Genomic DNA, 22,815 nt, shown 5'->3' with positions numbered 1-22,815 from the left:
TCCTGGCTGCGTGACGGGGAAAGGGAACACGTAGTTGTTGGTATCGCGAATTGTGCGTAACGCATGGTTGCCGCTGCTGATCGTCGCGGTAGTGGTCGTAGGCGGATTTGCGGTGGTGCGGGTCAAGTCGTTCTTCGGCGCCAACGACACCGGCGTCCTGACCAGTCCGCGGCTGGATGATTCCAAGCCATACAAACCCAAGGTCGTCAAGTACGAGGTCTTCGGTTCCGCGAGCCACGCGAACGTGAATTACTTGGATCTATCCGCCGATCCGAAGCGGATCGACGGTGCCCCGCTGCCCTGGACTCTGGTACTGAGCACGACCGCTCCGTCGGTGTTCCCCAACCTCTCGGCGCAAAGCGACGGAGACTACCTTGGCTGCAGGATCACCATCGATGACGAAATCAAGGACGAGAAAACTACCCACGGCGTGCATGCCCTGACCTTCTGCTTGGTGAAATCCGCATGAGCCTCACGCATCACGGCGCCCATTCCGACGCCCAGACCGACGTCATCGCGACCGCCAAATCCGAAGAACGGGCGAGGATTCCGCGCTTCATCCGCAAGTTCGCCGCACCCATCATCCTTGGCTGGATCGCACTGATCGCGGTGCTGAGCATGTCGGTTCCCGACCTGGACGAGGTGGGCAAGATGCGCTCGGTGTCGATGGCACCGGACGACGCGCAGTCGGTGGTCGCGACCAAGCGCATGGGCGCCATCTTCAAAGAGTACAAATCCAACAGCTCGGTGATGATTGTTCTGGAGGGCCAGAACCCCCTGGGCGCCGACGCTCACGCCTATTACGATCAGATCGTCAGAAAGCTCGATGCCGACGCCAAACACGTTGAGCACGTTCAGGATATGTGGAGCGATCCGCTGACCGGGGCGGGTGCTCAAAGCAACGATGGCAAGGCCGCCTATGTCCAGGTCTACCTCGCGGGTAATCAAGGCGAAGCCCTGGCCAACGAATCGGTCGAATCCGTCCAACACATCGTCAAGAGCGTGCATCCGCCCAACGGGGTGAAGGCCTACGTCACCGGGCCGGCGGCGCTATCAGCCGACCAGCACGTGGCCGGTGACCGCAGTGTGCAAATCATTACGATGTGCACCTTCACGGTGATCATCGCGATGCTGCTGTTGGTCTATCGATCGATCATCACGGTGTTGCTGACGCTGGTGATGGTGGTCCTGGAGTTGTCCGCCGCTCGCGGAACGGTCGCGTTCCTGGGCTATTACAACATCATTGGCCTGTCCACCTTCGCCACGAACCTGTTGGTCACGTTAGCCATCGCGGCGGCCACCGACTACGCGATCTTCTTGATCGGCCGCTACCAGGAGGCCCGGGCCAACGGTCTGGGCAAGGAAGACGCCTACTACGACATGTTCCACGGCACCGCCCACGTGGTGCTCGGCTCGGGCATGACGATCGCCGGCGCGACGTTCTGCCTGCACTTCACCAACCTGCCGTATTTCCAGACGCTCGGCATCCCGTTGGCCATCGGCATGGTGGTCGTCGTGGCGGCGGCGTTGACGCTGGGTCCCGCTGCCATCTCGTTGGCCACTCGTTTCCGCAAGACTCTGGAGCCCAAGCGCACGCAACGGATTCGCGGCTGGCGCAAGGTGGGTGCCGTCGTGGTGCGGTGGCCCGGACCGATCCTGGTGATGACCATCGGGATTGCCCTCGTGGGCCTGTTGACGCTGCCCGGGTATCGCACCAACTACAACGACCGCAATTATCTGCCCGCCGATCTACCCGCCAACGAGGGCTACGCCGCGGCGGACCGGCACTTCTCCCAGGCGCGGATGAATCCGGAAGTGCTGATGATCGAAAGCGACCACGATCTGCGCAACTCTGCGGACTTCCTGGTCATCGACAAGATCGCCAAGACGGTCTTCCGCGTGCCGGGAATCGGTCGCGTGCAGGCGATCACGCGCCCCGACGGCACGCCGATCGAGCACACCTCGATCCCTTTCCAGATCAGCATGCAGGGCGTGACTCAGCAGATGAACCAGAAGTACCAAGAAGACCAGATGGCCGACATGCTCAAGCAAGCCGACATGATGCAGACGACCATCGACAGCATGGAGAAGATGCAGAGCGTCACCGTGCAGATGTCCAATGACATGCATCAGATGGTCAAGAAGATGCACGACATGACCATCGATATCAACGAATTACGCGACCACATGGCCGATTTCGAAGACTTTTTCCGGCCCATCCGCAGTTACTTATACTGGGAAAAACACTGCTACGACATCCCGATCTGCTGGTCGTTGCGCTCGGTCTTCGACGGCCTCGACGGCATCGACACGATGACTGACGACATCGAGAGCCTGCTCCCGATCATGGATCACCTGGACACCCTGATGCCGCAGCTGGTGGCGCTGATGCCGTCGATGATCCAGAACATGAAGGCCATGAAAACCACGATGCTGACCATGTATTCGACCCAGAAGGGTCTGCAGGATCAGCAGAACGAGGCGCAGAAGAACTCGAACGCGATGGGCAAGGCGTTCGACGCATCCAAGAACGATGACTCGTTCTACCTGCCGCCGGAGATCTTCGACAACGCCGAGTTCAAGAAGGGTATGAAGAACTTCATCTCGCCCGACGGTCACGCCGTACGCTTCATCATCAGCCACGACGGCGATCCGATGTCGGCGGAAGGCATCTCACACATCGCCGCCATCAAAAAGGCCGCGTACGAAGCGCTCAAGGGCACTCCGTTGGAGGGCTCAAAAATCTATCTCGGCGGTACTGCGGCCATCTACAAGGACCTCAGTGACGGCAACACCTACGACCTGTTGATCGCCGGGATCGCGTCGCTGTGCCTGATTTTCATCATCATGCTGATCATTACCCGGGGCGTGGTCGCATCGGCGGTCATCGTGGGAACCGTGTTGCTCTCGCTGGGCGCGTCTTTCGGTCTGTCGGTGCTGATCTGGCAGCACATCATCGGCATCGAGCTGCACTGGATGGTGCTGGCGATGTCGGTGATCATCCTGTTGGCGGTGGGTGCCGACTACAACCTGCTGTTGGTGGCCCGGTTCAAGGAGGAGATCCACGCGGGCCTGAACACCGGGATCATCCGGTCGATGGGTGGCACCGGGTCGGTGGTGACGTCGGCGGGCCTGGTGTTCGCGTTCACGATGATGACCATGGCGGTCAGCGAGCTGACCGTGATCGGTCAGGTTGGTACCACCATCGGCCTGGGTCTGCTCTTCGACACGTTGATCGTCCGGTCCTTGATGACGCCCTCGATCGCCGCGCTGTTGGGCAAGTGGTTCTGGTGGCCGCAGCGGGTGCGGCAGCGCCCGGTCCCATCGCCCTGGCCCACGCCGCACGAGAAGGCCATCAAGTCCGAGTCAGCATCCGAAACGGCAAGCGCCGCTACGTAACCCACTCCGGCTGCGCGCCGGTGTCGACGCTGGACCAATCCTTGTGGCCCAATCCGGCGGTGCAGCCGCCGTCGACGACGAATTCCGAGCCGGTGGAGTAACTGGACTCGTCACTGGCGAGATAGACGGCGAGGCTGGACACCTCTTTGGGCTCGGCAGCGCGCCCCAGCGCGGTCTGGAAGGTGTCGTCGGGAACCCAGTCGGTCATCGGCGTCTTGACTAGCCCGGGATGGATCGAATTCACTCGGATATTGTTGGGACCCAACTCCAATGCGGCCGACTTGGTCAATCCGCGGACGCCGAATTTGCTTGCGGTGTAACCGTGACAGGCGATGGTGCCGGCCATGCCCTCGATCGAGGAAATGTTGATGATGGAGCCACGGCCCGCTTCCTTCATCGGCTTCACCACGGCACGGATACCGAGGAACACACCGGTGAGATTGATGTCGAGGATCCGCTGCCATTCGGAGAGCGCGTAGTCCTCGAGGGTGCCGATGTTGATGATGCCCGCGTTGTTCACCAGCACGTCGAGGTGGCCGTACTCGCCGAGCGCGGTCGCTACCGCCGCATCCCAGTCGTCAGGTTTCGTCACGTCGAGATGCACGTAGCGCACCACGTCACCGAGATCGGCCGCGACCGCTTTGCCTTCGTCGTCGAGGATGTCGCCGAACACCACTTTGGCGCCCTCGGCGACGAACGTCCGCACGTGCGAGGCACCCATCCCCCTCGCTCCCCCGCTGATCAGGGCGACCTTTCCCGCCAATCGCTCGGCCACTGCATGCTCCTATCCGCGTCGGCGCGTCAAGGGCCTAGACGCTGGCGAACACCATACAGATGAGCGGTGTTGTATGACCAGGCTTTCAGGATTCGATGGGCGGCATCGCCGCGATCAGCGGGGTGTCGACACCGACTCGTCCCACGGCGGTCGCACCGCCCGGAGAACCGAGCGGACCGGGGCGGCCCGGCAGCGGGAGGGCGAAGAATGCGGAGTTGTCCGCCAAGTGGACTTGCTCGTCGTCGGGCAGATCGCCCTCCCAATAGATCGCGCCGGTGTGGCAGGCCGGCCTGCAGGCGCCACAATCCACGCACTCGTCGGGGTTGATGTACATGGTCCGGTCGCCCTCGTAAATGCAGTCGACCGGGCATTCCTGAAGGCAGGACTTTTCCATGACGTCGACGCACGCCTTGCCGATCACGTAAGTCATGGCGACGACGTTACGCAGCCCGGTCTCCAATCGCGCCGGTCCAAAGGCCGCACTTTGCCGGGACTAAAGTCCCTGCGGGACAATCTCATTCGTGGTCATATCGTGACCTCTTAGTGATCGGCCAGTGGAGCGGTCCAGCGGACACTGGTGCCACCACCCGGCGAAGTGGTGACCGCGCAGGATCCGCCGACCTGGTCGGCGCGGTAGGACAGGTTCGCCAACCCACTGCGGCGCGGATTGTCGGCGGGGATGCCGCAGCCGTTGTCGACGACCTCGACGGTCAGCATGTCGGCAACACTGACCTCGACAGTTAACCGGGTTGCCCCGGAATGCCGGACCGCGTTGCTCACCGCTTCGGCGGTGACCGCCTCGGCATGCTCGGCGAGTTCACCGCCCACCGCCGCCATCGGGCCGTGCATCCGCACCGTGGTGACGATGTCCCGCGTGCCGGTCAGGTCTGCGACCACGCGTTGGATTCGATTGCGAAAACCGCCGTCGCCGCCCAGCGGAGACTTGAGCTGGAAGATCGTGGTGCGGATTTCCTCGATGATGGTTTGCAGGTCATCAAGCGTGCGATTGAGCCGCTCGGAGATCTCCGCTGAACGCACCCGCGCCACCGTGCCCTGCAGATCCATGCCCGCGGCGAACAGTCGTTGAATCACGTGGTCGTGCAGGTCGTGGGCGATGCGCTCGCGCTCGGCCACGATGCTCAGCTGACGGGAGTGCTCACGCCCCTCGGCCAGCATCAGGGCCAGTGCGGCATGCGTGGCGAAATCACTGACCAGGCCCAGATAACTGCTGTCGAAGGGTGGGTGCTCGGCGTTGCGGGCTACCGCGATGACACCGGCGACTTCGTCATGGGCCCGCAGCGGCATCACAATCGCCGATCGTTGACCGACGTCGGTGAACGCCTGAATCGGATAACTCATCACTTCGGTGATCAGCGGTGTGCCGGAACGGAATACGCTGCCGCTGGTGGAGCCGTCCACCGGAACTCGTTGCCCGACAACCTCCGCGGCGTTGAGCCCGACCGCGGTCGACACGACCAGGGTGTCGGTTTCCTCGGTCGGCAGATCGGCGTCAGCAGGGACGAGCACGATCGCTTGCTCGGCATCGGTGAGGGCGCAAGCACGTTCGGCGATCAACTGCAGCGGCGTCGTTCGCGAATCCACACTGGACAGCAGGGCAGTGGTGATCTCCCGGCTGGCATCCATCCACTTCACCGACGTTCGTTCACGCTCGAAAACCCGCGCGTTGTCGATCGCGACCGCGGCCGCGAACGCCAGTGCACGGGCGGCCACCTCATCCGACTCGGAGAAGACTCGTTCCGGATCGTCGTGTGTCAGATACAGATTGCCGAACACCGCTCCCCGAATGGTGATCGGTACCGCGAGGAAGGCCCGCATCGACGGGTGATGCTCGGGAAATCCGACCGCGGCCGGGTGCGTGCTGAGATCGTCGAGACGCAACGCCGGAGTGTCCAGCATTGACAGGCTCAGGATCCCCTTGCCGACGGGCAAGTTGCCGATCTTTCGGGCCAGATCCGGATCGATCCCATCGTGGAGGAACGAGATGAGCGCCCCCTCGGAATCGCGAATCGCTAGCGCGGCATACGGAGCGGCCGTTAAGTTCCGCGCCGACAGGACGATTCGGCGCAGCGTCGCGTCCAGGTCGAGATCCGAGCCGATCTCGACGATGATTTGCAGCAATTGCTCCATCTGGTCGCGCGAGGCCAGCAACTCGTCCAGTTGCTCGTGCATTCGGTGGACGAGACCGCGACGGCCCAGGCCGGCAAACGCGGAGCCATCCTCATCGTTGGCCACTGGACCAGATACCTCCACCAAGCCTCAACAGGGCAAAACGCCTGGGCTCAGCTTAGGCAAACTCCGCAATGGGGTGCTACGGCGACAAGATTGGGCCATTATGGCGACATCGGCTTGGTAGAGCGCTGATCCAATTTTGAGGCGAACACCGCCGCCTGGGTGCGCCGTTCCATGCCCAGCTTGGCCAGCAACCGCGACACGTAGTTCTTGACGGTTTTCTCCGCCAGAAACATCCGGGCGGCGATCTGTTTGTTGGTCAACCCCTCGCTGAGCAGCCCCAGCAGGGTTCGTTCCCGTTCGGTCAGCCCGGACAGTGGGTCCGGCGGTTGGGCGTTGCCGCGCAGCTTTGCCATCAGTGCCGCCGCGGCCCGGTTGTCCAGCAGCGATTTGCCGGCGCCGACATCCTTGATCGCCTGGGCCAGCTCCATGCCCCGGATGTCCTTGACGACGTAGCCGCTAGCACCGGCCAGGATCGCTTCGAGCATCGCCTCGTCGGAAGTGAACGACGTCAGCATCAAGCAGCGCAGGTCGGGAAGCTCGGACAGCAGCTCCCGGCACAACTCGATTCCGTTTCCGTCGGGAAGCCGAACGTCGAGCACCGCGACGTCGGGTTTGAGCGCCGGGATGCGGACCATCGCCTCCGCCACCGAGCCCGCATCACCGATGATTTCGAGTTCGGAGTCCGACGCCAGCAGGTCGGCCAGGCCGCGACGGACGACCTCATGGTCGTCCACCAGGAAAACCGTGACCATGGCGAATCCTTCCTGCCGGCTGGGCACAGCGTGTGGCGCCGTGTTCATCATCGCCCCATTCACAGATGCCGTCGATTGACGATAAGCAACGAGCAGTCGGCACCATGCAGGGCAGCGTTGCCGACTCTGCCGACCAGCTCGCTCAAATGCGCGGGGTCGTGGGAACCGACGACGGCGAGCTGGACCTGGCGCCCGCAACAGGCCAGGTACTCGATCAAAGTGCCGGGTGCCGCGACCGACTGCACCTGAAGCTGCGGGTATTGCCGCTGCCAACGGGCCAGGCGCCGATCCAGGGCCGCGAGCGCGCGGCCGTCGCCGTCGCCGTCTGCGGTGTGACCCGCCGCGGTGTGCCGGCAGATCACGGCCCGAACCGGAGCCCGACGTAGCAGCGCCTCTTCCATCGCGGCGCCCAGCAGCAGGCCGTTGTCGGGAGCGCCGTCGAGCTCGACGACGATATCCCGGGCCGGCGGCCGCGGCGGGGTGTCACGGATGATCGCCACCGGGCAGTGCGCCGATACGGCCAGCGCCGCGCCGATCGAGCCCGTGCGTCCGGCGCAGAAGTGCCGGCGTCCCACGGCGCCGACGCACACCATGGCCGCCCATGCCGAGGCTCGAAGCAACGCCTCCACCGGCGCCCCGGGAGCGATCTCGGTTTCGACTTTCACCGGGCGGTTCGCCGCTTCGATGACCGCGGCGGCGTGGCGCAGGGCCGATTCGGCAGCGGCGTGCGGGTCCGCCATGTCAGCCGGGGCCTCGGTCGCCGAATCGACCCTGCGCACCTCCCCACGCGCATAGATCAGGCGCAGCGGCACCTCCCGCGTTTCCGCCTCGCCGATGGCCCACTGTGCCGCGCCCACTGCGGCTTTCGAGCCGTCGATACCCACGACAACGGATCGCGGAGGAAGCGTCATCGACCGTGTCCTGTGGCTCAGTTACTGCCGGACCAACAGGACCGAGCAGTCGGGATAGCCCGGAATCGGATGGCAATTCAGTTCGCCGAGCGCGGCAATCGTGTCGGCGTCGGCGCGGCCCACCACGGCGAGGTCGACTGTGCTGTCGTGGCTCTCGTCAAACGTGACGCCGGTGCCCCCCGCAACCACCTCGACGTGGACGTCCGGATAGCGTCGGACCCAACTGTTACGTCGCCGATCGATTTGGCGCACAGTGGCTTTGCGCAGCCGACCCTCCTCCATGGCGCGGTGTACCACCGCGTCGTTGTCGGGTTCGTCATTGAGCACAACGGTGATCACGCCACGTGCTGGTGATTCGGCCGCGTCGCCGCGGATCAGGGCCACCGGGCAGTGCGCGCCGGCCGCTAACGCCGCGGCCGTGGATCCCAACGACCCCTCGGTGCCCCATATGTGGCTGCTGATACCCGCGCAGACCAGGGCGGCGTCCTGTGATTCGTTGATCAGCACCTCTTCTGGATCGCCTGAGAGCAGGGCTGTTTCGATCTCGACCGGTTTGCCGGTGGCTTGCACGGCGCCCTCGGCCTGGCCCAGAGCCCGATCGCCGCGCTCGACCTCCCAGTCGGAGGGTTGCCCGGTCACACCTTCTTCCCGCGGGATCACGTACACCAGACGCAGCGGCATCTCGCGGCTGATCGCCTCGTCGATGGCCCACGTGGCGGCGTTGATCGCGGAGCGCGAACCGTCGACGCCGACGACCACCGACTTGCAGTGCAATTGGCTCATGGTGGCTCCTGACTGGCGTGGGGTGCGTTGCTCTTGATTCGCTGCCCTCTAGGCTATTCACGCGCCGGCGCCCTGGGGAGGAGTCAAAAGGCCCTACCTGCGCCGCCGTTCGTCCCCTAGGTTGGCTGGTGGACGACACGCAGCGAGGAGTTGACGGCATGCCCACGACGCCGGGCAGCGAGGTTTTGAAGGAAGCGGTTCGGCTGGCGTGCCGGGCCCCCTCCGTACACAACAGCCAACCTTGGCGCTGGGTGGCCGAGGGCGGGGCGCTGCGATTGTTCCTGGATCGACGGCGGTTGGTCCCGGGCACCGATCCGTCGGGCCGGCAAGCGATCATCAGCTGCGGCTGCGTGCTACATCATCTCCGGGTCGCCATGCTGGCCGCGGGCTGGGACTCCGTCGTCGAGCGGTTCCCGGACCCGGCCAACACCGACCATTTGGCCTCGGTCGACTTCCGCCCCGGCGAGCACATCACCGGGGCGCAAGACGACCGCGCCGAGGCGATCCTGGTGCGCCGGACCGACCGGCTTCCGCTGGCGGAGCCGACGTTTTGGAGTCTTTTCGAGCCCGTACTGCGCGCCGCGCTCGACGACGACACGGTGACGCTCGATGTCCTTCCCGACGATGCGCGACCACAGCTGGCTGCCGCCTCTGAGCTCAGCGCCAGCCTGCGCCGCGACGATGCGTCGTATTACGAGGAACTCGCTTGGTGGACTTCACGATTCGTGTTGACCGAAGGTATGCCGCCCAGCGCGCTGGTTTCCGATGAGGAACGCCCGCGCGTCGATGTGGGGCGGGACTTCCCCGGCCGGAGTCATCAGCAGCGGCGTCCGGAGGTCGACGTCGACTGGTCGAAAGTCCTGGTGCTGTCGACGCCGGAGGACACCCCGTCGGACGCGCTCAGATGTGGTGAGGCGTTGTCCGCCGTGCTGCTGGAGTGCACCATGGCCGGCCTGGCCACCTGCCCGCTCACGCATCTGATCGAGGTGGACGACAGCCGCGAGATCATCCGCGACCTGATCGGCGGGGTCGGCCAACCGCAAGTGGTGGTGCGCGTCGGCGTGGCGCCGCCGATGGAAGCCGTTCCGCCGCCGACGCCGCGGCACCCGCTAGACGATGTGCTGCAGGTCGGCTAGCTAGCCGCGTTGTGCCCCTCGATGTTCCATTCGACGAACTCCTCGAGGTTGCGTCGGGGCGTAGCCGGCAGCGGGTCCGCGTTGACCGCCGCCCACCCCACGCGCAGCAACATCTGCGGATAGTGACCCCCGCCGAAGATGTCCGCCCGCACCTCCTCGCGGGTCTCGGCAATCTCCAGCGGCTCGGTCACCGGGCAACACGCCAAGCCCATCGACGTCGCGGTCAGCAGCACGACGCTGGTGGCTTCGCCGGCGCGTAGCCGTGCCAGCTGGTCGTCGGTGCGGGTGCCCAGGGCGAGCACCACGGCGTTGTCCTCGCCAGCCGAGGCGCCCGGGGGCATCGCCAGCGCGGGCCCAGCGAACAAGCGGCCCGGGATCTTGGCGTGCGCGTCCGGGGCCGGCGCGCTGCGGGCCGGCACCCCGGCCGTCGACGCATAGCGCCCGCTCCACTCGGTGAGCTCGGCCAGGTAGTCAGGGTTGAGGTGATCCCAGATCGACCGGGACACGATCTTGTGCAGCCGGTCGATGTCTTCGACCTGACACAGCGTGACGCCGTTGCGTGCCGCCCGGGCCGCCATCAAGGCGATATCCCCCACCGGCACCGGCCAGGAACTGTAATGGCGTCGGTCGGTTCGCCGCCGCGGTATCGCCGCGGCGAGTGCGATGTCGAGCGGATCGGCCCGGTACGGCAGCATCTGGATCGTGGCCAGATGGCTGGGGTCGGCCGGGTCGGGCAGCCGGGCCATTTTGGCCCGCCAGCCGCTCGCCGCCAGGCCGACGACGCAATGATGCAGTGCCGCACCGCAACTCAGGATGAGGTCCCGGCCGTCGGGGTCGGTGTTCGGTAGCTGCCGGACGGCGTCGGAAAACAAATGCAGGCTGGTGTCGGCCACGCGCCAGCGCCACGGTTGGGTGTTGTGGACCGACGGGGCACGGGACGCCAAACCCAGGACTGTTCGGATCGTCGCGGTATCGGGAAGGCTCGCGTCCATCGCCATTGCTCCCTTCGGTCACGCATCAGCTCCACGATCACGCAATCGCGAGCGCTGCACGAGGGCAGGACGGCCCCAGTCAGTGGGGACTTTGGGCCACTAGCGCCCGGGCGCACCGCGTGCCGCCAACGCTGCGGCGATCCCCCCGGCGATCGAGGTGGACGCGATGGTCAGCACAGCACCGAGCATCAGCGCCGACCCTTCGCCCGGGGCCAGCAGGTGCCCCTCGGCTCCAATTGTGGCCGCCGCCACCGGCACGCCGAGTTGTGCTGCCGCGAGCACGGCCAGGGTCGTCGGCTGCCCGAGCAGCCGTCCCACGCTGTGGGCCAGCACAGCGCCCAATCCCAGCCCGATCCCCAGCAGGATCAACTTCGGGTGCTCGCCCAGCTCGCGCACCCGCAGCGACGCGCCCAGCCAGATGAAGAACAGCGGGCTGAAAAACCCTTCGGTGATCCCGAACAGCTGCCGGGCCAGCCGCCGCGGCTCCCCGACCGCCGCGATCACCAAACCCAACGCGAAGCCGGCCAGCATGATCGAGACATGGGTGCGTAGCGCTAGCGCGGCCAACGTGAACAGGACGAACAGGTTGGTCCGCAACTCCAGCGCGAACTTGCGCTTCTCGGAATAGTGATGCACGCGTTGCCGCCAGCCGCGGCGATCGGCCGCGCGCAGCACGACGAAAAAAAGCAGCGCGCCGGCCGCGATCGCCAGCACGCCGAGCGCGGACACCGGTGCGCGGCGGAGGTCGATCAGCAACGGCAGCAACACAATACACGCAGTGTCGGCGATGGCGATCTGGGCCGACACGGAAAGCGCCGGCGGCCCCGTCACACGCAGCGAATCGAGCACAGGCAGCGCCAGGGCCGCCGAGGAGGAGGCCATCAACACCGCGTACAGCGCGGCGTGGCCGGTCTCGAACTGCCAGGCCAACCCGACACCCAGTGCCGCCGCAACCACCCCGCACAGCGCAGCCCGCAGCAGTGCTCGGGGCACCGCCGAGCGCACCTCGCGGTCGCGCACCGGGACGTGAGTGCCCACCACGAACATCACCAGCGCGAAGCCGATGTTGGCGAACAACTGGAAGGTCGGGTTCGATTCGTCGAGCACCCCGAAGCCGGTCTTGCCCAGCAGCAGTCCGACGACCAGCTCTCCGATGATCAGCGGGATCCGTAGATGCGGCACCGAGGCCAGCACCGGGCCGGCGAATCCCGCCGCGGTCAGCAGCGCCAGTGTGTCGAAACCGAAGCCCGCCATCTCAGGCCGGCCCGGGCGCGGTCAGTCGACCACCTCGAGGATCGCCGCGGCCGAGGTGACGGCCTTGTCTGCGTTGCCTTCGTCGTGCAGCAACATGCGTACTCCGATGCGGCGGGGTCCGCCAACATGGGCGATGCCCTCTACCCGGAAGGGCCCGACCTTCCCGCGTGACATGAACATGGCGTGCCAGCTGACGACCTGCAGCTTGCGGGTACCGGCGAGGTCGGCGGCCAGGTCGATGGCCGCGGTCTCCAGCACGACGTGTTGGGGTCCGATGTGCAACGCCGCGTCGGGTGAGGCCAACTCGGCGCTCAGCGCGGGCAGCACCCAGTGGCCATCGTCGCGTCTGGCGGCTCCGAACGCCGCCCACATCGGCGGTAGGTCCGGGGAATCCTCGATGACCAACTCGGTACCCGAAACGTCCATCCGGTCAAGGCCTTCCGGCGGGATACCGATGATCGCGCCCTGTCCCTCGTTGAAGGCGATCACCCGGTCGGGATGGTCGGCGTCGACGATCGTGCACCGTCCGTAGCCCATGGTCCGGCCCTGGTGCACGATCCCCGAACCGACGATCCGGACCTTGGACACGTCGTAGCCCGGGTCGATGATCTGCACCGAGGCGATGACCGGGTTGGGCACCGCGACCATGTCGGTCTGGCACCCTTCCGGGGACGAAATAGCCAGCGGCGCAACCATGATGCCGCCCGCGTCGTTGCGCATGTCCCGACGGATCACGACGGTGTCGTCGACCTCGCCCAGGTCCATCGACGAGTGCTTGCGCCCGATGTAGCGATAGCTCAACAAGCCGGTCCAGCGGCGGAACAACTCGTCTCGGTAGGCGTCGGCGTCGCCGGCCAACTCCCGGATGTCTCGCAATTGGTCGCTCAAGTCTGGGCCGCCTTTCTCCGCCATCGGATTATGCGTCAGGCCCGCCGGCTCGCGGGACCTGGTTGAACGGCACGCCACGGTCTGCGGTGTACTCGTGTGGTAAGTCCAGCACCCGCTCGCCGATCACGTTGCGGGCCATCGTTCCGGCGCGGCCGAATTCGTCTGTGCCTCATCGCCGAAGACCTCCGTATTCGAACATTCAGGCTTGTGCTGAGCGACTGTACAGCACAGGTAATTGACTATACAGACCCGACACTCCTCACCACGGTGGACGCAGCAGCCAAGGCCGGCCTCGATGCGCTGAGCACCGCCGCGGCTGTCGAACACGCGCCGGATCGCGGTGGGACGGGTGAGCCGGCCCGACGAGATCGCCGGAGCCGTAGTCTATTTGCTCTCCGACGCCTCGAGCTACACCACCGGGTCATTGATGACCGTCGACGGCGGTGTCTCAGGATGACCGTCGCGCCCTCGTCGAGTCGGCCGCTTCGGCCCGCACCCCGGCGATCACCCATTCGACAAGCCGCGGAAAGTTCTGCTCGATCTTGGCCGTCTCCGCCGCCGAGCGCTGCGGCTCACGCAACGCCCGGACCTCGACGATGGAATGGTTGATCGTCATGTGCGCCAGGCCGCGACAGCATTCGGAGGCCAATGGACCCGGAATGCCTTCCTGCAGAGTCGCTTTCAGGAGCGCGTTGACGTAGTCCGTCACGGCGCTGCGGTCGTCGATCGTCATCAGCTCGGTCAGGTAGGGATGCGAGCACAGCGCACGGTGCAACGCCAAACACCAGTGCAGCGCGGTCGACTCCCAGGTGTCGTATTCCTTGAAGTCGAGCTTCAACTGCGCGAAGTGTCGAGCGACCAGCGCTCGGATCAACGCTTCCCGATTACCGACCTGCTGATACAGCGTCCGCGGCGAGATCTTGAGCGCGGCCGACAACCGCCGCACGGACAGCGCTTCGATCCCTTCGTTATCCAGCAGCTGCAGGGCGTGGCGCAGGATGTCGTCGGCCGGGATCAGCGGCTTGGCCATCGCTGCATCGTACAAGCCCGGTCTGCGCCAATCCGGCAGGCTGACCGCAGTCACGGCGGATGCCGTCGATCAGGTAGTCGATGTTTACGGCGAACAGCTCGTCGACTTCCTCGCGGGAAACCCCGGTCGGGTCGCTACCGGCCAGCCCGACCCGGGCCCGCGTCGATGTGGTGCTGGGCGGATGATGCATCCCGACGAAACCGACCGTCGCCCGCGCGCTCCAGCCGGGGCGCCAGGTCGTCCAACAGGTGCTCGGCGACCGCGTCGAGCAGCGCGTCCTTGTTGCCGATCGGGAGTACACCGGCGGCGGGTGTGACGCCCAAGCGGCCGGCCACGCTGCGCATGCTGATCGCATCGATGCCGCCTTCCCGCATGATTTCCGTTGCCGCAGCGACGATCTGGTCCGCGGTCAGCTCGACTTTGCTGGGCAGGGCTGGCCCCCTCGCGCGGTCACCGGATTGTCAGCGCAATCTTGCCGACGTGTGCACCGGCCCGCATCACCCGCAGCGCCTCGTCGAGCTGCTCCCAGTCGAAGACATGGCTGATGTGCGGTGTGATACCGGCGCGGGTTATCACGTCGCACAGTTCGCGGTGAGCGCACACACTGCCGACCGTGATCCCGATGACACGCAGGTTGTTGAGCATCAGCTCGGCGACCGCGATGGGCGCCATGTCGAATCCGCTGAGCACGCCGATCACCGCGATCGTGCCGCCCATCGCGGCCGCATGCAGCGAATGCGGCAGCGTGGCGGGGCCGCCCAGATCGACGACCAATTTCGCGCCTCGCCCACCGGTCAGTCGCTTCACCTCCGTCGCCCAATCCGGCGTGGTCCGGTAATTGACGAGATGCGTTGCGCCCAAAGCTGATCCGGCGCGAAGTTTGTCGTCGGACGACGATGTCAGGATCACCGCGGCGCCGCGGGCCCGGGCCAGCTGGACGGCGAACAGCGACACGCCGCCGGTTCCCTGAGTCACCACGACGTCACCCTCCCCAATGTCGGCCTCCGCCAACGCACTCCAGGCGGTCACGCCCGCGCAGGGAATCGTCGCGGCTTCGACGTCGCTGAGGTGCTCGGGGCTGCCGACCAGGCCGGTGACATCGGCGACGCGGTACTGCTGCAGCCATCCATCGCAGGTGTCGCCGGGCAGCTCGCGCTTTGCCTCCGGGGTGGGCGGTCCATCGCGCCAGCCCGGGTGGAAGGCCCCCATGACGCGATCGCCGACGCGAAGCTCGTCGACTTCCGGCCCGAGTGCCACTACTTCCCCGGCGCCGTCGGTCATGGGTACCCGCGGCCACGGTCCGGGCAGCATACCCATCAGGTTGACGTTGTCGTGGAAATTGAGGCTCGAGGCGTTGACCTTGACCAACACCTGGCCGGGTCCCGGTGCGCCTACCGGCCTCTCGACGACCTGGACGGCCTCGCCCGGCCCGGGCATGACGACGGCCCGCTGGCGATCCGGAATGCGCATGCGATGCCTGCCTCCTGACGTAGGGCCTGGGATGACCTCGGAGTCGATGACATCGCGCATCCACGAGAGCTTTTCAGCGAGCTTCGGGGCCGTCTGGAAATCCCACGCCTTCGCTGACCTCACCATCGGTCATACCGCGGCACATGCTTACGTTAAATTGCAGTGTAATCGTGACGTGGTTACTCACTACTGGGTGTCCGGCAAATGTGATAACCCGTGTTCCGACCTCGGCCGAGGCCAAGTAAGGTGCGGTCAGCATGACGTCCCCGCATCCCTTCGCGCATCCCTTCGATGTGGCCCTTCAGCTCGAGACCCTCGACGACAACACCAGACGCGGACGGACTCACCCCGAGTGGGCCAACATGGTCGGCCCGTTCGGCGGCATCACCACCGCGGTACTGCTGCAGGCGATTCAGACCCACCCCGATCGGCTGGGTGACCCGCTGGCAGTAACCGTCAACTTCGCCGGGCCGATCGCCGACGGCGACTTCGACATCTCGCTTCGGACCGCCCGAACCAACCGCAGCAACCAGCACTGGAGCGCCGAACTGAGCCAGCACGGCCAGATCAAGACCACGGCGACCGCGGTATTCGGGGGCCGCCGCGACACCTGGGGTGACACCGAAGCACGGCCTCCCGCCACGCCCGCACCGGAGTCGATCGCGGCGGGCGGCGGCCCGGACATGCTCGTCGCCTGGGCACGCCTTTACGAGATGCGCTTCGTGCAGGGCGCGCTTTCCGGGCTAGAGACCGAGCCCACCCCGACGTCGCCATGCACCCTGTGGGTCCGCGACCGGGCCCAGCGCCCCGTGGACTATCCGGCGCTGGCCGCGCTGTGCGACGTCTTCTATCCACGGGTGTTTCAACGCCGCGGCAAAGTCGTGCCGGCCGGGACAATTTCGATGACGACCTACTTCCACGCCGATGCTGAACAGCTCGCCGCGCTGGGCGGCGACTACGTCCTGGCCACCGCGCACGCCCATTGCTTCGCCCACGGCCATTCCGATCAGAGCGCACAGGTGTGGACGCGTGCGGGTGCCTTGCTAGCCACCACGCATCAGCTCGTCTACTACAAGAGTTGAGCCGCCCCGCCAACACCGCCCTCGCGCGCCAATGTCAGGCTGGGCGGGTGATCCCTGATGTTACAGCCGCCTCGCTACTGTCAATTGAGTCGATCAAGCAGCTCAAGGCACGCTACTGCCGGTACCTGGACACCAAGGACTGGGCCGCGTGGCGGGCGCTGTTCACCGACGACTTCGTCAGCGACACCTCCGAGGCGGGCGGCAAGCTGATCGTCGGCGCCGACGCGTTCGTCGCCTTCACCCGCAAGAACATCGGACGGCCCACACAGGCGACCGCCCACCAGGTGCATGCCCCCGAGATCGAGCTCACCTCGCCGACGACGGCGCGCGGAGTGTGGGCGCTGCAGGATGTCGTGCGGTTCGGGCCCGGGGTGAGTCTGGTGGGCTACGGCCACTACCACGAAACCTACGAGCACATTGACGGGCAGTGGTTCATCAAAAGCTCCAAGCTAACTCGGCTGCGCGAGGACATCATCACCCCGCTGTTCTCGCTGAACATCTCCGACCGAATTCGCAACACCGCCGCTCGTCTCGCCAAACGGCGGCTGGACAAGTAGGGAGCCCCATGACTGTCGACACCGTTCTGGTCACCGGCGCATTCGGTCAGGTCGGCACGCGCTGTGTGCAAATCCTGCTGGAGCGCGGCCGGACCGTCGTGGCGACCGACCTGCGCACCGAGAAAACCGTTGCGGTGCAGAAGGAACTGTCGGCTGCGGCGCCGGATGCATTGATCCCGGCCTACGTCGACCTGCTGGATGCCGAGGCGGTGCATGATCTGATCGGTGCGCATCAGCCGGGGGCGATCGTCCACCTCGCGGCCGTCGTCTCACCAGCGTCATACCGCAACCCCGGGCTGGCCAGGCGGGTCAATGTGGGCGGCACCCAAAACCTGGTGGCCGCCGCCACCGCCCTGCCGCATCCCCCACTGTTCATGCTGGCATCCAGCGCGGCGGTCTACGGGCCGCGCAACCCTCACCGGTATCCGGAACGGATCACCCCCGCTACCCCGGTACACCCCATCGACCAGTACGGGCAGGACAAGGTGTTGGCGGAGGCGGCGGTCCGCGCCAGCGGGCTGCCGCACGCACTGTTTCGCCTCGCCGGTGTGATCTCACCCGACACTGCCTCGGGCTTCAGCACTGACTACCTGGTGCTCATGCGGTCGATGCCCGGTGACAATCGCATGCACACCGTGGACGCCCGGGATGCGGCGTTGGCATTCGCCAACGGCGTCGACCGCGCGGCGGCAATCTCCGGGAAAGTACTACTGATCGGCGGCAACGAGACCTGCGTCATGCTCGCGCACGAACTCGAAGGCGACCTGATGGCCGCGGTCGGCCTCGGCCGGCTCGGCCCGTCGGCGTACCTGCCCGGCGATCCGAACGACGACCGCGGCTGGAGTTTCACCGGTTGGTACGACACCGCCGAAGCGCAGACCCTACTCGACTTTCAACGACATGATTGGCGCGAAACGATGGCCTGGATCGGGGAATCCCGGGCTAATTTGCGCCGGGCATTGCGGGTCGTCGGCCCGATACTGCGGCCCATCCTGCTTGCTGTGCTGAAACTACAGCGCCGCGCGGAAGGACGCGGGCCCTACGCCGACCCGTGGGCGTTGATCGAAAAGCATTACGGCCCAGGGGCGCTGGCTCACAGCGATCAGCAGCTGCACTAGCTTCGCGAGGTGAAGAATGACAAATCCCGTTGCGCAGGCCCGCTCGGTCGTCGGCCTGGCGGCCCATCTCGGCCGGGGCGTCGGCCGGGTCACTACCGACGCGATTGTCGGCAATCGAGCGGGCCTGCCCCGAACCGTCGGCGACCTCAACACCGCGGCCTTGTCCCGTGCCATGGGCCGCAATGTCAGGTCGATGCGTGTCTTAAACAGTGATGCCGGGACATCGTCGCGGGCACGACTGGCGCTGACGGGGACCGACGTACCGGAATCGGTATTCGTCAAGATCGCGGCGCAGAGCGCGACCACCCGGTTGATGGGCGAGCTGGGCCGGCTGGGCAGCACCGAGGTGCGCTTCTATAGCCGGCTCGCCCCCGAGCTTCCCGGCGTCCCACTGGCCTATGGCACGGCGTTCGACGGGTGGACCGGTCGCTACCTGCTGGTGCTGGAAGACCTGCCCGAGTCGTGCGTCTTTCCCGATACCTTGCATCCGTTGTCCGTCGGCCAGGCCGCGCTCGTCGTCGAACTCCTGGCCACCGTGCATGGTTTGTTTTGGAACCGGATGCAGCGCAACGGGAGCGGCTCGCTGGGCTGGCTGTACACGTCGTCGGGTGACGTCACGTCGTTGCTGACCGGATCGTTGATGACGACCGCGATGAAACGGCTCGGCGAGCGGACTGCCATACCGGTGCAGAACGGCCGATTCATTGCCGAGAACTACCGGGCCGTCGCCGCCCTGATCGACGCTCCCCCGCACACCGTCATGCACGGCGATGCCCATCCGGGCAACATGTACTTCCGCGAGGGCCGGGCCGGACTGCTCGATTGGCAGGCGGTGCGGCGCGGGCATCCGTCGCGCGAACTGGCCTACACCCTAATCACCAGCCTGACACCGCAAGACCGGCGCGGCGCCCAGCGTGAGTTGCTCGACACCTACCGCAAGGCCGTGGCCGCCTCCGGCGGTCCTGAGCTCGACCGCGACGACCTGTGGCTGCGCTACCGACAAAGCTCGCACTACGCCTACGTCGCCTCGCTGATCACCGCGGGCATGGGCGGGATGCAGGCCGAGAACATCGCGATGGAGGGCCTGCGGCGTGCCGTCGAGGCCCTCGACGACCTGGAAACCGTTGCGGTGCTGAAGAGTTCGTTGTAATCCATGACTACCGGGGCTTCGCCGCCCATTGTCCGGGCAAACTCCGGGTACGGTGGCGCTGTGTACCGCGTCCAGCTTTCCGCGATCTGATGAACCCCGCAGACCCTGGCCGGCCCGTCCGCAATCTGGCGGTAGATTACTTCCGCGTCTCGGGAGTGATCCTGATTGTGCTGGGCCACTGGCTGGCCGGATCCGTGACCTACGCCGACGGGCATTTCGGCCGCCAGAATCCGCTCGTCGAGATGCCCTGGACACAATGGTTGACCTGGCCGTTTCAGGCAGTCCCGATCTTTTTCCTGGTGGCCGGTTATGCCGGCGCGGTGTCGTGGACACACCACCGCGTGACCGGCGGCGAGGCACGCCAGGCCTGGCTTCGACGCCGGCTGGCGCGGGTGCTTGGCCCGACCCTCGTGTACGCCGCGCTGGTTTCGGCGGCCGTGCTGGCCGCCGCCGCCTACGGCGTCGGCGAGTCCGTACTCGAGTACGCCGGATGGGCCGTGGCGATGCACCTGTGGTTCCTGGCCGTCTACATCGTGGTGGTGTCGTTAACTCCGATTGCCGTTGCCGCACAACGCCGTTGGGGCCTGCTAGTCCCGGCTACGTTGGCGGTCGCGGTGGCTCTGGTCGACACCCTGATGACGCGGGGCCCGTTGCATAACCTCGGTTGGCTGAATTATCTGTTGTGCTGGGGCGCGCTTTATCAGCTCGGCATCGCTTGGCATGGCGGGCTGTTGGCCGGGCGCCGGCCCGCGCTGCTGGCGGCCGGATCGGGGGCGGCGCTCGGGCTGCTGATTTGGCTGGGCGGCTATCCGGTCAGCATGATCGGCGTTCCCGGTCAGGCCGTACAGAATACGTCACCACCGACGGTGGCCATGCTGGCGTTTGGCTGCACGCAGGCCGGGATCGCGATGGCTGTCGCACCCGCGCTCAATCGCATCCTGCGTGCCCAGCTGGTCGAGCGCCTGCTCGCCGTGGCGAACAACAATGTGATGGCCCTGTACCTGTGGCACATGATCCCCGTCGTGATCGTGGCCGTCGTCGGCTACCCGGCCGGACTGTTGCCGCAACCGAACCTCGGCACTACCGCCTGGTGGCTGGGCCGGCTGGAATGGGTCGTGATCCTCGGCCTGGTCACGGCGGTGGAGTTGGTGTTGCTGTGGTGGGGGCGGCGAGTGTTCGCCGCCCCCTTGCCGATGTTCCATGTTCGGCTTGCCGCGCGCTGGACGGAACCGATCATGCTGGCCGGCGCGGTCATGGCGGCGTACGGGCTCGGCTACGTCGCCGCCGCCGGGTTCGCCCCGGACGGCAGGTTTTCGTGGCTGACCGCCGCGATCTTCGCCGTCGGCGTGGCAATGGTGACGTTGGGCCCGGTCACCGTCTCCGGCCGCTACCGGCCGGCTATGACGGCCGAGCGACGATTACCGGGGCCTTGACCGCATGCAGGACGGTGTTGCTGACCGACCCCAGAATCAGACCGGTGAGACCACCCCGACCGTGACTGCCCACCACAACCAGCTGCGCCTCGGTAGTCTTCGCCTGCTGAATCAGCTGTTGGGCCGGCAGATCGCGAGCAAGTAGCCGGCGCACCGTGACGTCGGGATAGCGTTCCTGCCAGCCGGCGAGGTTCTCGGCCAGGCTGCGCTGGGCGTCGGCTTCCACCGCCTCCCAATCGAATGCCGGAAGTTCGAGCAGCGCGATATCGGTCCAGGCGTGCAATGCCACCAGATCGACGCCGCGCCGCGATGCCTGGTCGAACGCGATCGCCGTGGCCAATTCCGAGACCGGGGAGCCGTCGATTCCGACCAGGACGGGGCCGTGCGCGGGATCGGGCAAGTCCTCGTCACGGATGACCGCGACCGGGCAGCTGGCGTGCCGCACCACCGACGAGCTGACCGACCCCAGCAGCCCTCGGGCGAGCAGGCCGCGACCGGAACTGCCCACCACAACCATCTCCGCCTCCTCGGACATGTTGATCAGGGCGAGCACCGGACTGGAATAGACGAACTCTTTCCTCACCACGACCTTGCGGTCGGTCGGCACCGCCTCCTCGGCCAGCTTGGACGCATCAGCGAGCTGCCGGCGGCAATCGTCTTCCAGCTTGACCAGCAGCGAGTCTGGGTATGGAGTCGGGGGCCACGTCGCGGTGGGCGTCACCACCGCGTGGAACAAGGTCAACGGAACGCTGCGCATCGCAGCATCGCGAGCGGCCCAGACCACGGCGGCATTCGACGCGGGCGAGCCGTCGACCGCGGCGACGATGCCCAAGGGTTTCGCGGATACCGACATTTCGTACTCCTTTCGTCAGGAGTAACGGTATTAGCCGGCGCGCCCGCGGTCGTGAGACTTTAGTCCTCGACTGGCCGGGACCCAGTGCCCCCGGGGTTGCCTTCGGTGAGGTCGTTGATTGCTCGAATGACTCCGGCGATGTGTTCGTCGCTGAGCCTCTCCCCCTCGAAGACGTGGTTGAGCAGAACTTTGAGGTCGAGCATCTGCTGCAGATACACCAGACACGGCGGGCAGTCCTCGAGGTGCTTGGCCACGATCGGGCCCCACTGAGCCGGGTCCGAGTCGACCAGGTCGTCGACTATCCGGACGAAGTCGACGCAGTCGATTGCAGGGATTATGTTGTCGTGCACGGTCATTGGCGATACCGCTTCTCCAGTTCATTGCGAAGGTTCCCGCGGGCCCGGTAGAGAAGTGCGCGCTGCCCCTCGGGGGTCAATTGCAGGATCTCGGCTGCCTCTTCCGCGGACGCGCCCACGAGGTCACGCAGGATCACGAGTTGCCGCTGCCGCTGCGGCAGCGCATCCAATGCCGCGCGCACGTAGCCGACGAGCTCCTGCGCCACGGTGCGGTCCTCCGGAAGGAAACGCCGTGACGGCGGGAAACTCCAGTGCCCGGCGTCGGGGTGCCCGTCCGGATGCATGCGCCCCGCCAGCGGGTCGTCGTCCTCGGCGGTGGCCAGCACCTCGTGGTCGCGGATGCGGGATTCGCGGCGCCGGTAGCGCAAGGCGGTGTGTCTGACGATGCCGAACAGCCAGGTGCCAACCGAGGAGCGACCCTCGAAGGAGTCGGCAGTCAGTAACACCTGCACCCAGGCCTCCTGAACTGCTTCTTCGGCGACCGCGGGCGAATTCACCATTGTGCGCGCGAATTTCACCATCGGTAGGTGGAAATCGCGGACCAGACTGGTCAACGGGATACCGGCGACCTGGTGTCGAGTGGCGTCCGATGGCACCGTCACTGGTGTCGCCATGGACCCGAA

Annotated in this window: 24 protein-coding genes; 9 read left to right on the top strand and 15 right to left on the bottom strand. The window is 66.1% G+C overall.

Annotated features, from left to right (window positions below):
• Positions 1 to 34 precede the first annotated feature (34 nt).
• Positions 35 to 469: an MmpS family transport accessory protein gene (locus G6N33_RS24035; protein WP_176234574.1), complete on the top strand. Its 435-nt coding sequence runs from the start codon at positions 35 to 37 to the stop codon at positions 467 to 469.
• Positions 466 to 3,399, top strand: coding sequence for an MMPL/RND family transporter (locus G6N33_RS24030; RefSeq protein ID WP_044506292.1), 2,934 nt, complete (start codon positions 466 to 468; stop codon positions 3,397 to 3,399). Before G6N33_RS24035 ends, G6N33_RS24030 begins: the two co-directional genes overlap by 4 nt.
• On the opposite strand, the gene G6N33_RS24025 is transcribed toward G6N33_RS24030, so the two are convergent.
• The 6 genes from G6N33_RS24025 to G6N33_RS24000 all read right to left on the bottom strand — a co-directional run bounded on the left by G6N33_RS24025 (position 3,392) and on the right by G6N33_RS24000 (position 8,873).
• Complete coding sequence (locus G6N33_RS24025) at positions 3,392 to 4,174, bottom strand: SDR family oxidoreductase (RefSeq protein ID WP_044506294.1); 783 nt, start codon at positions 4,172 to 4,174, stop codon at positions 3,392 to 3,394. The two genes, G6N33_RS24030 and G6N33_RS24025, sit on opposite strands and share 8 nt — an antisense overlap.
• Positions 4,175 to 4,259: 85 nt before the next feature.
• Entirely contained in the window at positions 4,260 to 4,604 is a 345-nt protein-coding gene (fdxA, locus tag G6N33_RS24020; protein ID WP_044511879.1) for a ferredoxin, read from the bottom strand.
• 110 nt (positions 4,605 to 4,714) lie between these two features.
• Positions 4,715 to 6,364: a sensor histidine kinase gene (locus tag G6N33_RS24015; RefSeq protein WP_081662301.1), complete on the bottom strand. Its 1,650-nt coding sequence runs from the start codon at positions 6,362 to 6,364 to the stop codon at positions 4,715 to 4,717.
• 161 nt (positions 6,365 to 6,525) lie between these two features.
• Positions 6,526 to 7,179, bottom strand: a complete 654-nt coding sequence (locus G6N33_RS24010) for a response regulator (protein WP_044511881.1) — start codon at positions 7,177 to 7,179, stop codon at positions 6,526 to 6,528.
• Between the two features lie 59 nt (positions 7,180 to 7,238).
• Entirely contained in the window at positions 7,239 to 8,090 is an 852-nt protein-coding gene (locus tag G6N33_RS24005; RefSeq protein WP_044506296.1) for a universal stress protein, read from the bottom strand.
• Between the two features lie 21 nt (positions 8,091 to 8,111).
• A complete protein-coding gene (locus G6N33_RS24000) occupies positions 8,112 to 8,873 on the bottom strand; it encodes a universal stress protein (RefSeq protein ID WP_044506298.1) in 762 nt (253 codons plus the stop codon).
• Between the two features lie 158 nt (positions 8,874 to 9,031).
• Here G6N33_RS24000 and G6N33_RS23995 point away from each other — a divergent pair, with 158 nt between their 5' ends.
• Complete coding sequence (locus G6N33_RS23995) at positions 9,032 to 10,009, top strand: Acg family FMN-binding oxidoreductase (RefSeq protein WP_101528493.1); 978 nt, start codon at positions 9,032 to 9,034, stop codon at positions 10,007 to 10,009.
• Here G6N33_RS23995 and G6N33_RS23990 read toward each other — a convergent pair.
• The 3 genes from G6N33_RS23990 to G6N33_RS23980 all read right to left on the bottom strand — a co-directional run bounded on the left by G6N33_RS23990 (position 10,006) and on the right by G6N33_RS23980 (position 13,143).
• Positions 10,006 to 11,001: an Acg family FMN-binding oxidoreductase gene (locus G6N33_RS23990; protein WP_044511883.1), complete on the bottom strand. Its 996-nt coding sequence runs from the start codon at positions 10,999 to 11,001 to the stop codon at positions 10,006 to 10,008. The genes G6N33_RS23995 and G6N33_RS23990 overlap by 4 nt on opposite strands.
• Before the next feature lie 99 nt (positions 11,002 to 11,100).
• On the bottom strand, positions 11,101 to 12,255 hold the full coding sequence (locus tag G6N33_RS23985; protein WP_044506300.1) for a cation:proton antiporter: 1,155 nt from the start codon (positions 12,253 to 12,255) through the stop codon (positions 11,101 to 11,103).
• A 21-nt stretch (positions 12,256 to 12,276) separates the two neighbouring features.
• Positions 12,277 to 13,143, bottom strand: a complete 867-nt coding sequence (locus G6N33_RS23980) for a hypothetical protein (protein WP_044506301.1) — start codon at positions 13,141 to 13,143, stop codon at positions 12,277 to 12,279.
• 349 nt (positions 13,144 to 13,492) lie between these two features.
• Here G6N33_RS23980 and G6N33_RS27585 point away from each other — a divergent pair, with 349 nt between their 5' ends.
• On the top strand, positions 13,493 to 13,600 hold the full coding sequence (locus tag G6N33_RS27585; protein WP_231382414.1) for an SDR family oxidoreductase: 108 nt from the start codon (positions 13,493 to 13,495) through the stop codon (positions 13,598 to 13,600).
• Here the strand turns inward: G6N33_RS27585 and G6N33_RS23970 are convergent.
• From G6N33_RS23970 to G6N33_RS23960, 3 genes are all read right to left on the bottom strand, one after another.
• Positions 13,592 to 14,173 carry a TetR/AcrR family transcriptional regulator gene (locus G6N33_RS23970; RefSeq protein WP_155945873.1) on the bottom strand — a complete coding sequence of 194 codons (582 nt, stop codon included), beginning with the start codon at positions 14,171 to 14,173 and terminating at the stop codon, positions 13,592 to 13,594. The genes G6N33_RS27585 and G6N33_RS23970 overlap by 9 nt on opposite strands.
• A 134-nt stretch (positions 14,174 to 14,307) precedes the next feature.
• The gene (locus tag G6N33_RS23965) at positions 14,308 to 14,547 is read right to left on the bottom strand and encodes a TetR family transcriptional regulator (RefSeq protein WP_049918943.1); all 240 of its coding nucleotides are present in this window, start codon (positions 14,545 to 14,547) and stop codon (positions 14,308 to 14,310) included.
• Between the two features lie 76 nt (positions 14,548 to 14,623).
• Positions 14,624 to 15,643 carry a zinc-dependent alcohol dehydrogenase family protein gene (locus tag G6N33_RS23960; protein ID WP_044506303.1) on the bottom strand — a complete coding sequence of 340 codons (1,020 nt, stop codon included), beginning with the start codon at positions 15,641 to 15,643 and terminating at the stop codon, positions 14,624 to 14,626.
• A 257-nt stretch (positions 15,644 to 15,900) separates the two neighbouring features.
• On the opposite strand from G6N33_RS23960, the gene G6N33_RS23955 reads away from it, so the two are divergent.
• From G6N33_RS23955 to G6N33_RS23935, 5 genes are all read left to right on the top strand, one after another.
• Positions 15,901 to 16,725: an acyl-CoA thioesterase gene (locus G6N33_RS23955; RefSeq protein WP_044506305.1), complete on the top strand. Its 825-nt coding sequence runs from the start codon at positions 15,901 to 15,903 to the stop codon at positions 16,723 to 16,725.
• A gap of 50 nt (positions 16,726 to 16,775) precedes the next feature.
• Entirely contained in the window at positions 16,776 to 17,282 is a 507-nt protein-coding gene (locus tag G6N33_RS23950) for a nuclear transport factor 2 family protein (RefSeq protein WP_044511888.1), read from the top strand.
• Between the two features lie 8 nt (positions 17,283 to 17,290).
• The gene (locus tag G6N33_RS23945) at positions 17,291 to 18,400 is read left to right on the top strand and encodes an NAD-dependent epimerase/dehydratase family protein (protein WP_044506306.1); all 1,110 of its coding nucleotides are present in this window, start codon (positions 17,291 to 17,293) and stop codon (positions 18,398 to 18,400) included.
• 16 nt (positions 18,401 to 18,416) lie between these two features.
• The gene (locus tag G6N33_RS23940; protein WP_044506309.1) at positions 18,417 to 19,550 is read left to right on the top strand and encodes a phosphotransferase; all 1,134 of its coding nucleotides are present in this window, start codon (positions 18,417 to 18,419) and stop codon (positions 19,548 to 19,550) included.
• Between the two features lie 89 nt (positions 19,551 to 19,639).
• The gene (locus tag G6N33_RS23935; protein ID WP_044506310.1) at positions 19,640 to 20,983 is read left to right on the top strand and encodes an acyltransferase family protein; all 1,344 of its coding nucleotides are present in this window, start codon (positions 19,640 to 19,642) and stop codon (positions 20,981 to 20,983) included.
• On the opposite strand, the gene G6N33_RS23930 is transcribed toward G6N33_RS23935, so the two are convergent.
• The 3 genes from G6N33_RS23930 to G6N33_RS23920 are packed head-to-tail and all read right to left on the bottom strand — an operon-like array spanning position 20,949 to position 22,806.
• Positions 20,949 to 21,836: a universal stress protein gene (locus tag G6N33_RS23930; protein WP_044506312.1), complete on the bottom strand. Its 888-nt coding sequence runs from the start codon at positions 21,834 to 21,836 to the stop codon at positions 20,949 to 20,951. The two genes, G6N33_RS23935 and G6N33_RS23930, sit on opposite strands and share 35 nt — an antisense overlap.
• 59 nt (positions 21,837 to 21,895) lie before the next feature.
• Entirely contained in the window at positions 21,896 to 22,192 is a 297-nt protein-coding gene (locus G6N33_RS23925; protein WP_044506314.1) for a hypothetical protein, read from the bottom strand.
• The gene (locus G6N33_RS23920; RefSeq protein WP_044506315.1) at positions 22,189 to 22,806 is read right to left on the bottom strand and encodes an RNA polymerase sigma factor; all 618 of its coding nucleotides are present in this window, start codon (positions 22,804 to 22,806) and stop codon (positions 22,189 to 22,191) included. The genes G6N33_RS23925 and G6N33_RS23920 overlap by 4 nt, the downstream gene beginning before the upstream one ends.
• Positions 22,807 to 22,815: the final 9 nt, after the last annotated feature.

The sequence above is a fragment of the Mycobacterium simiae genome (assembly GCF_010727605.1).
Classification (GTDB): Bacteria; Actinomycetota; Actinomycetes; order Mycobacteriales; family Mycobacteriaceae; genus Mycobacterium; species Mycobacterium simiae.
Note: the sequence above shows the minus strand (reverse complement) of the source record. Positions and strands in the feature narration are given on the sequence as shown.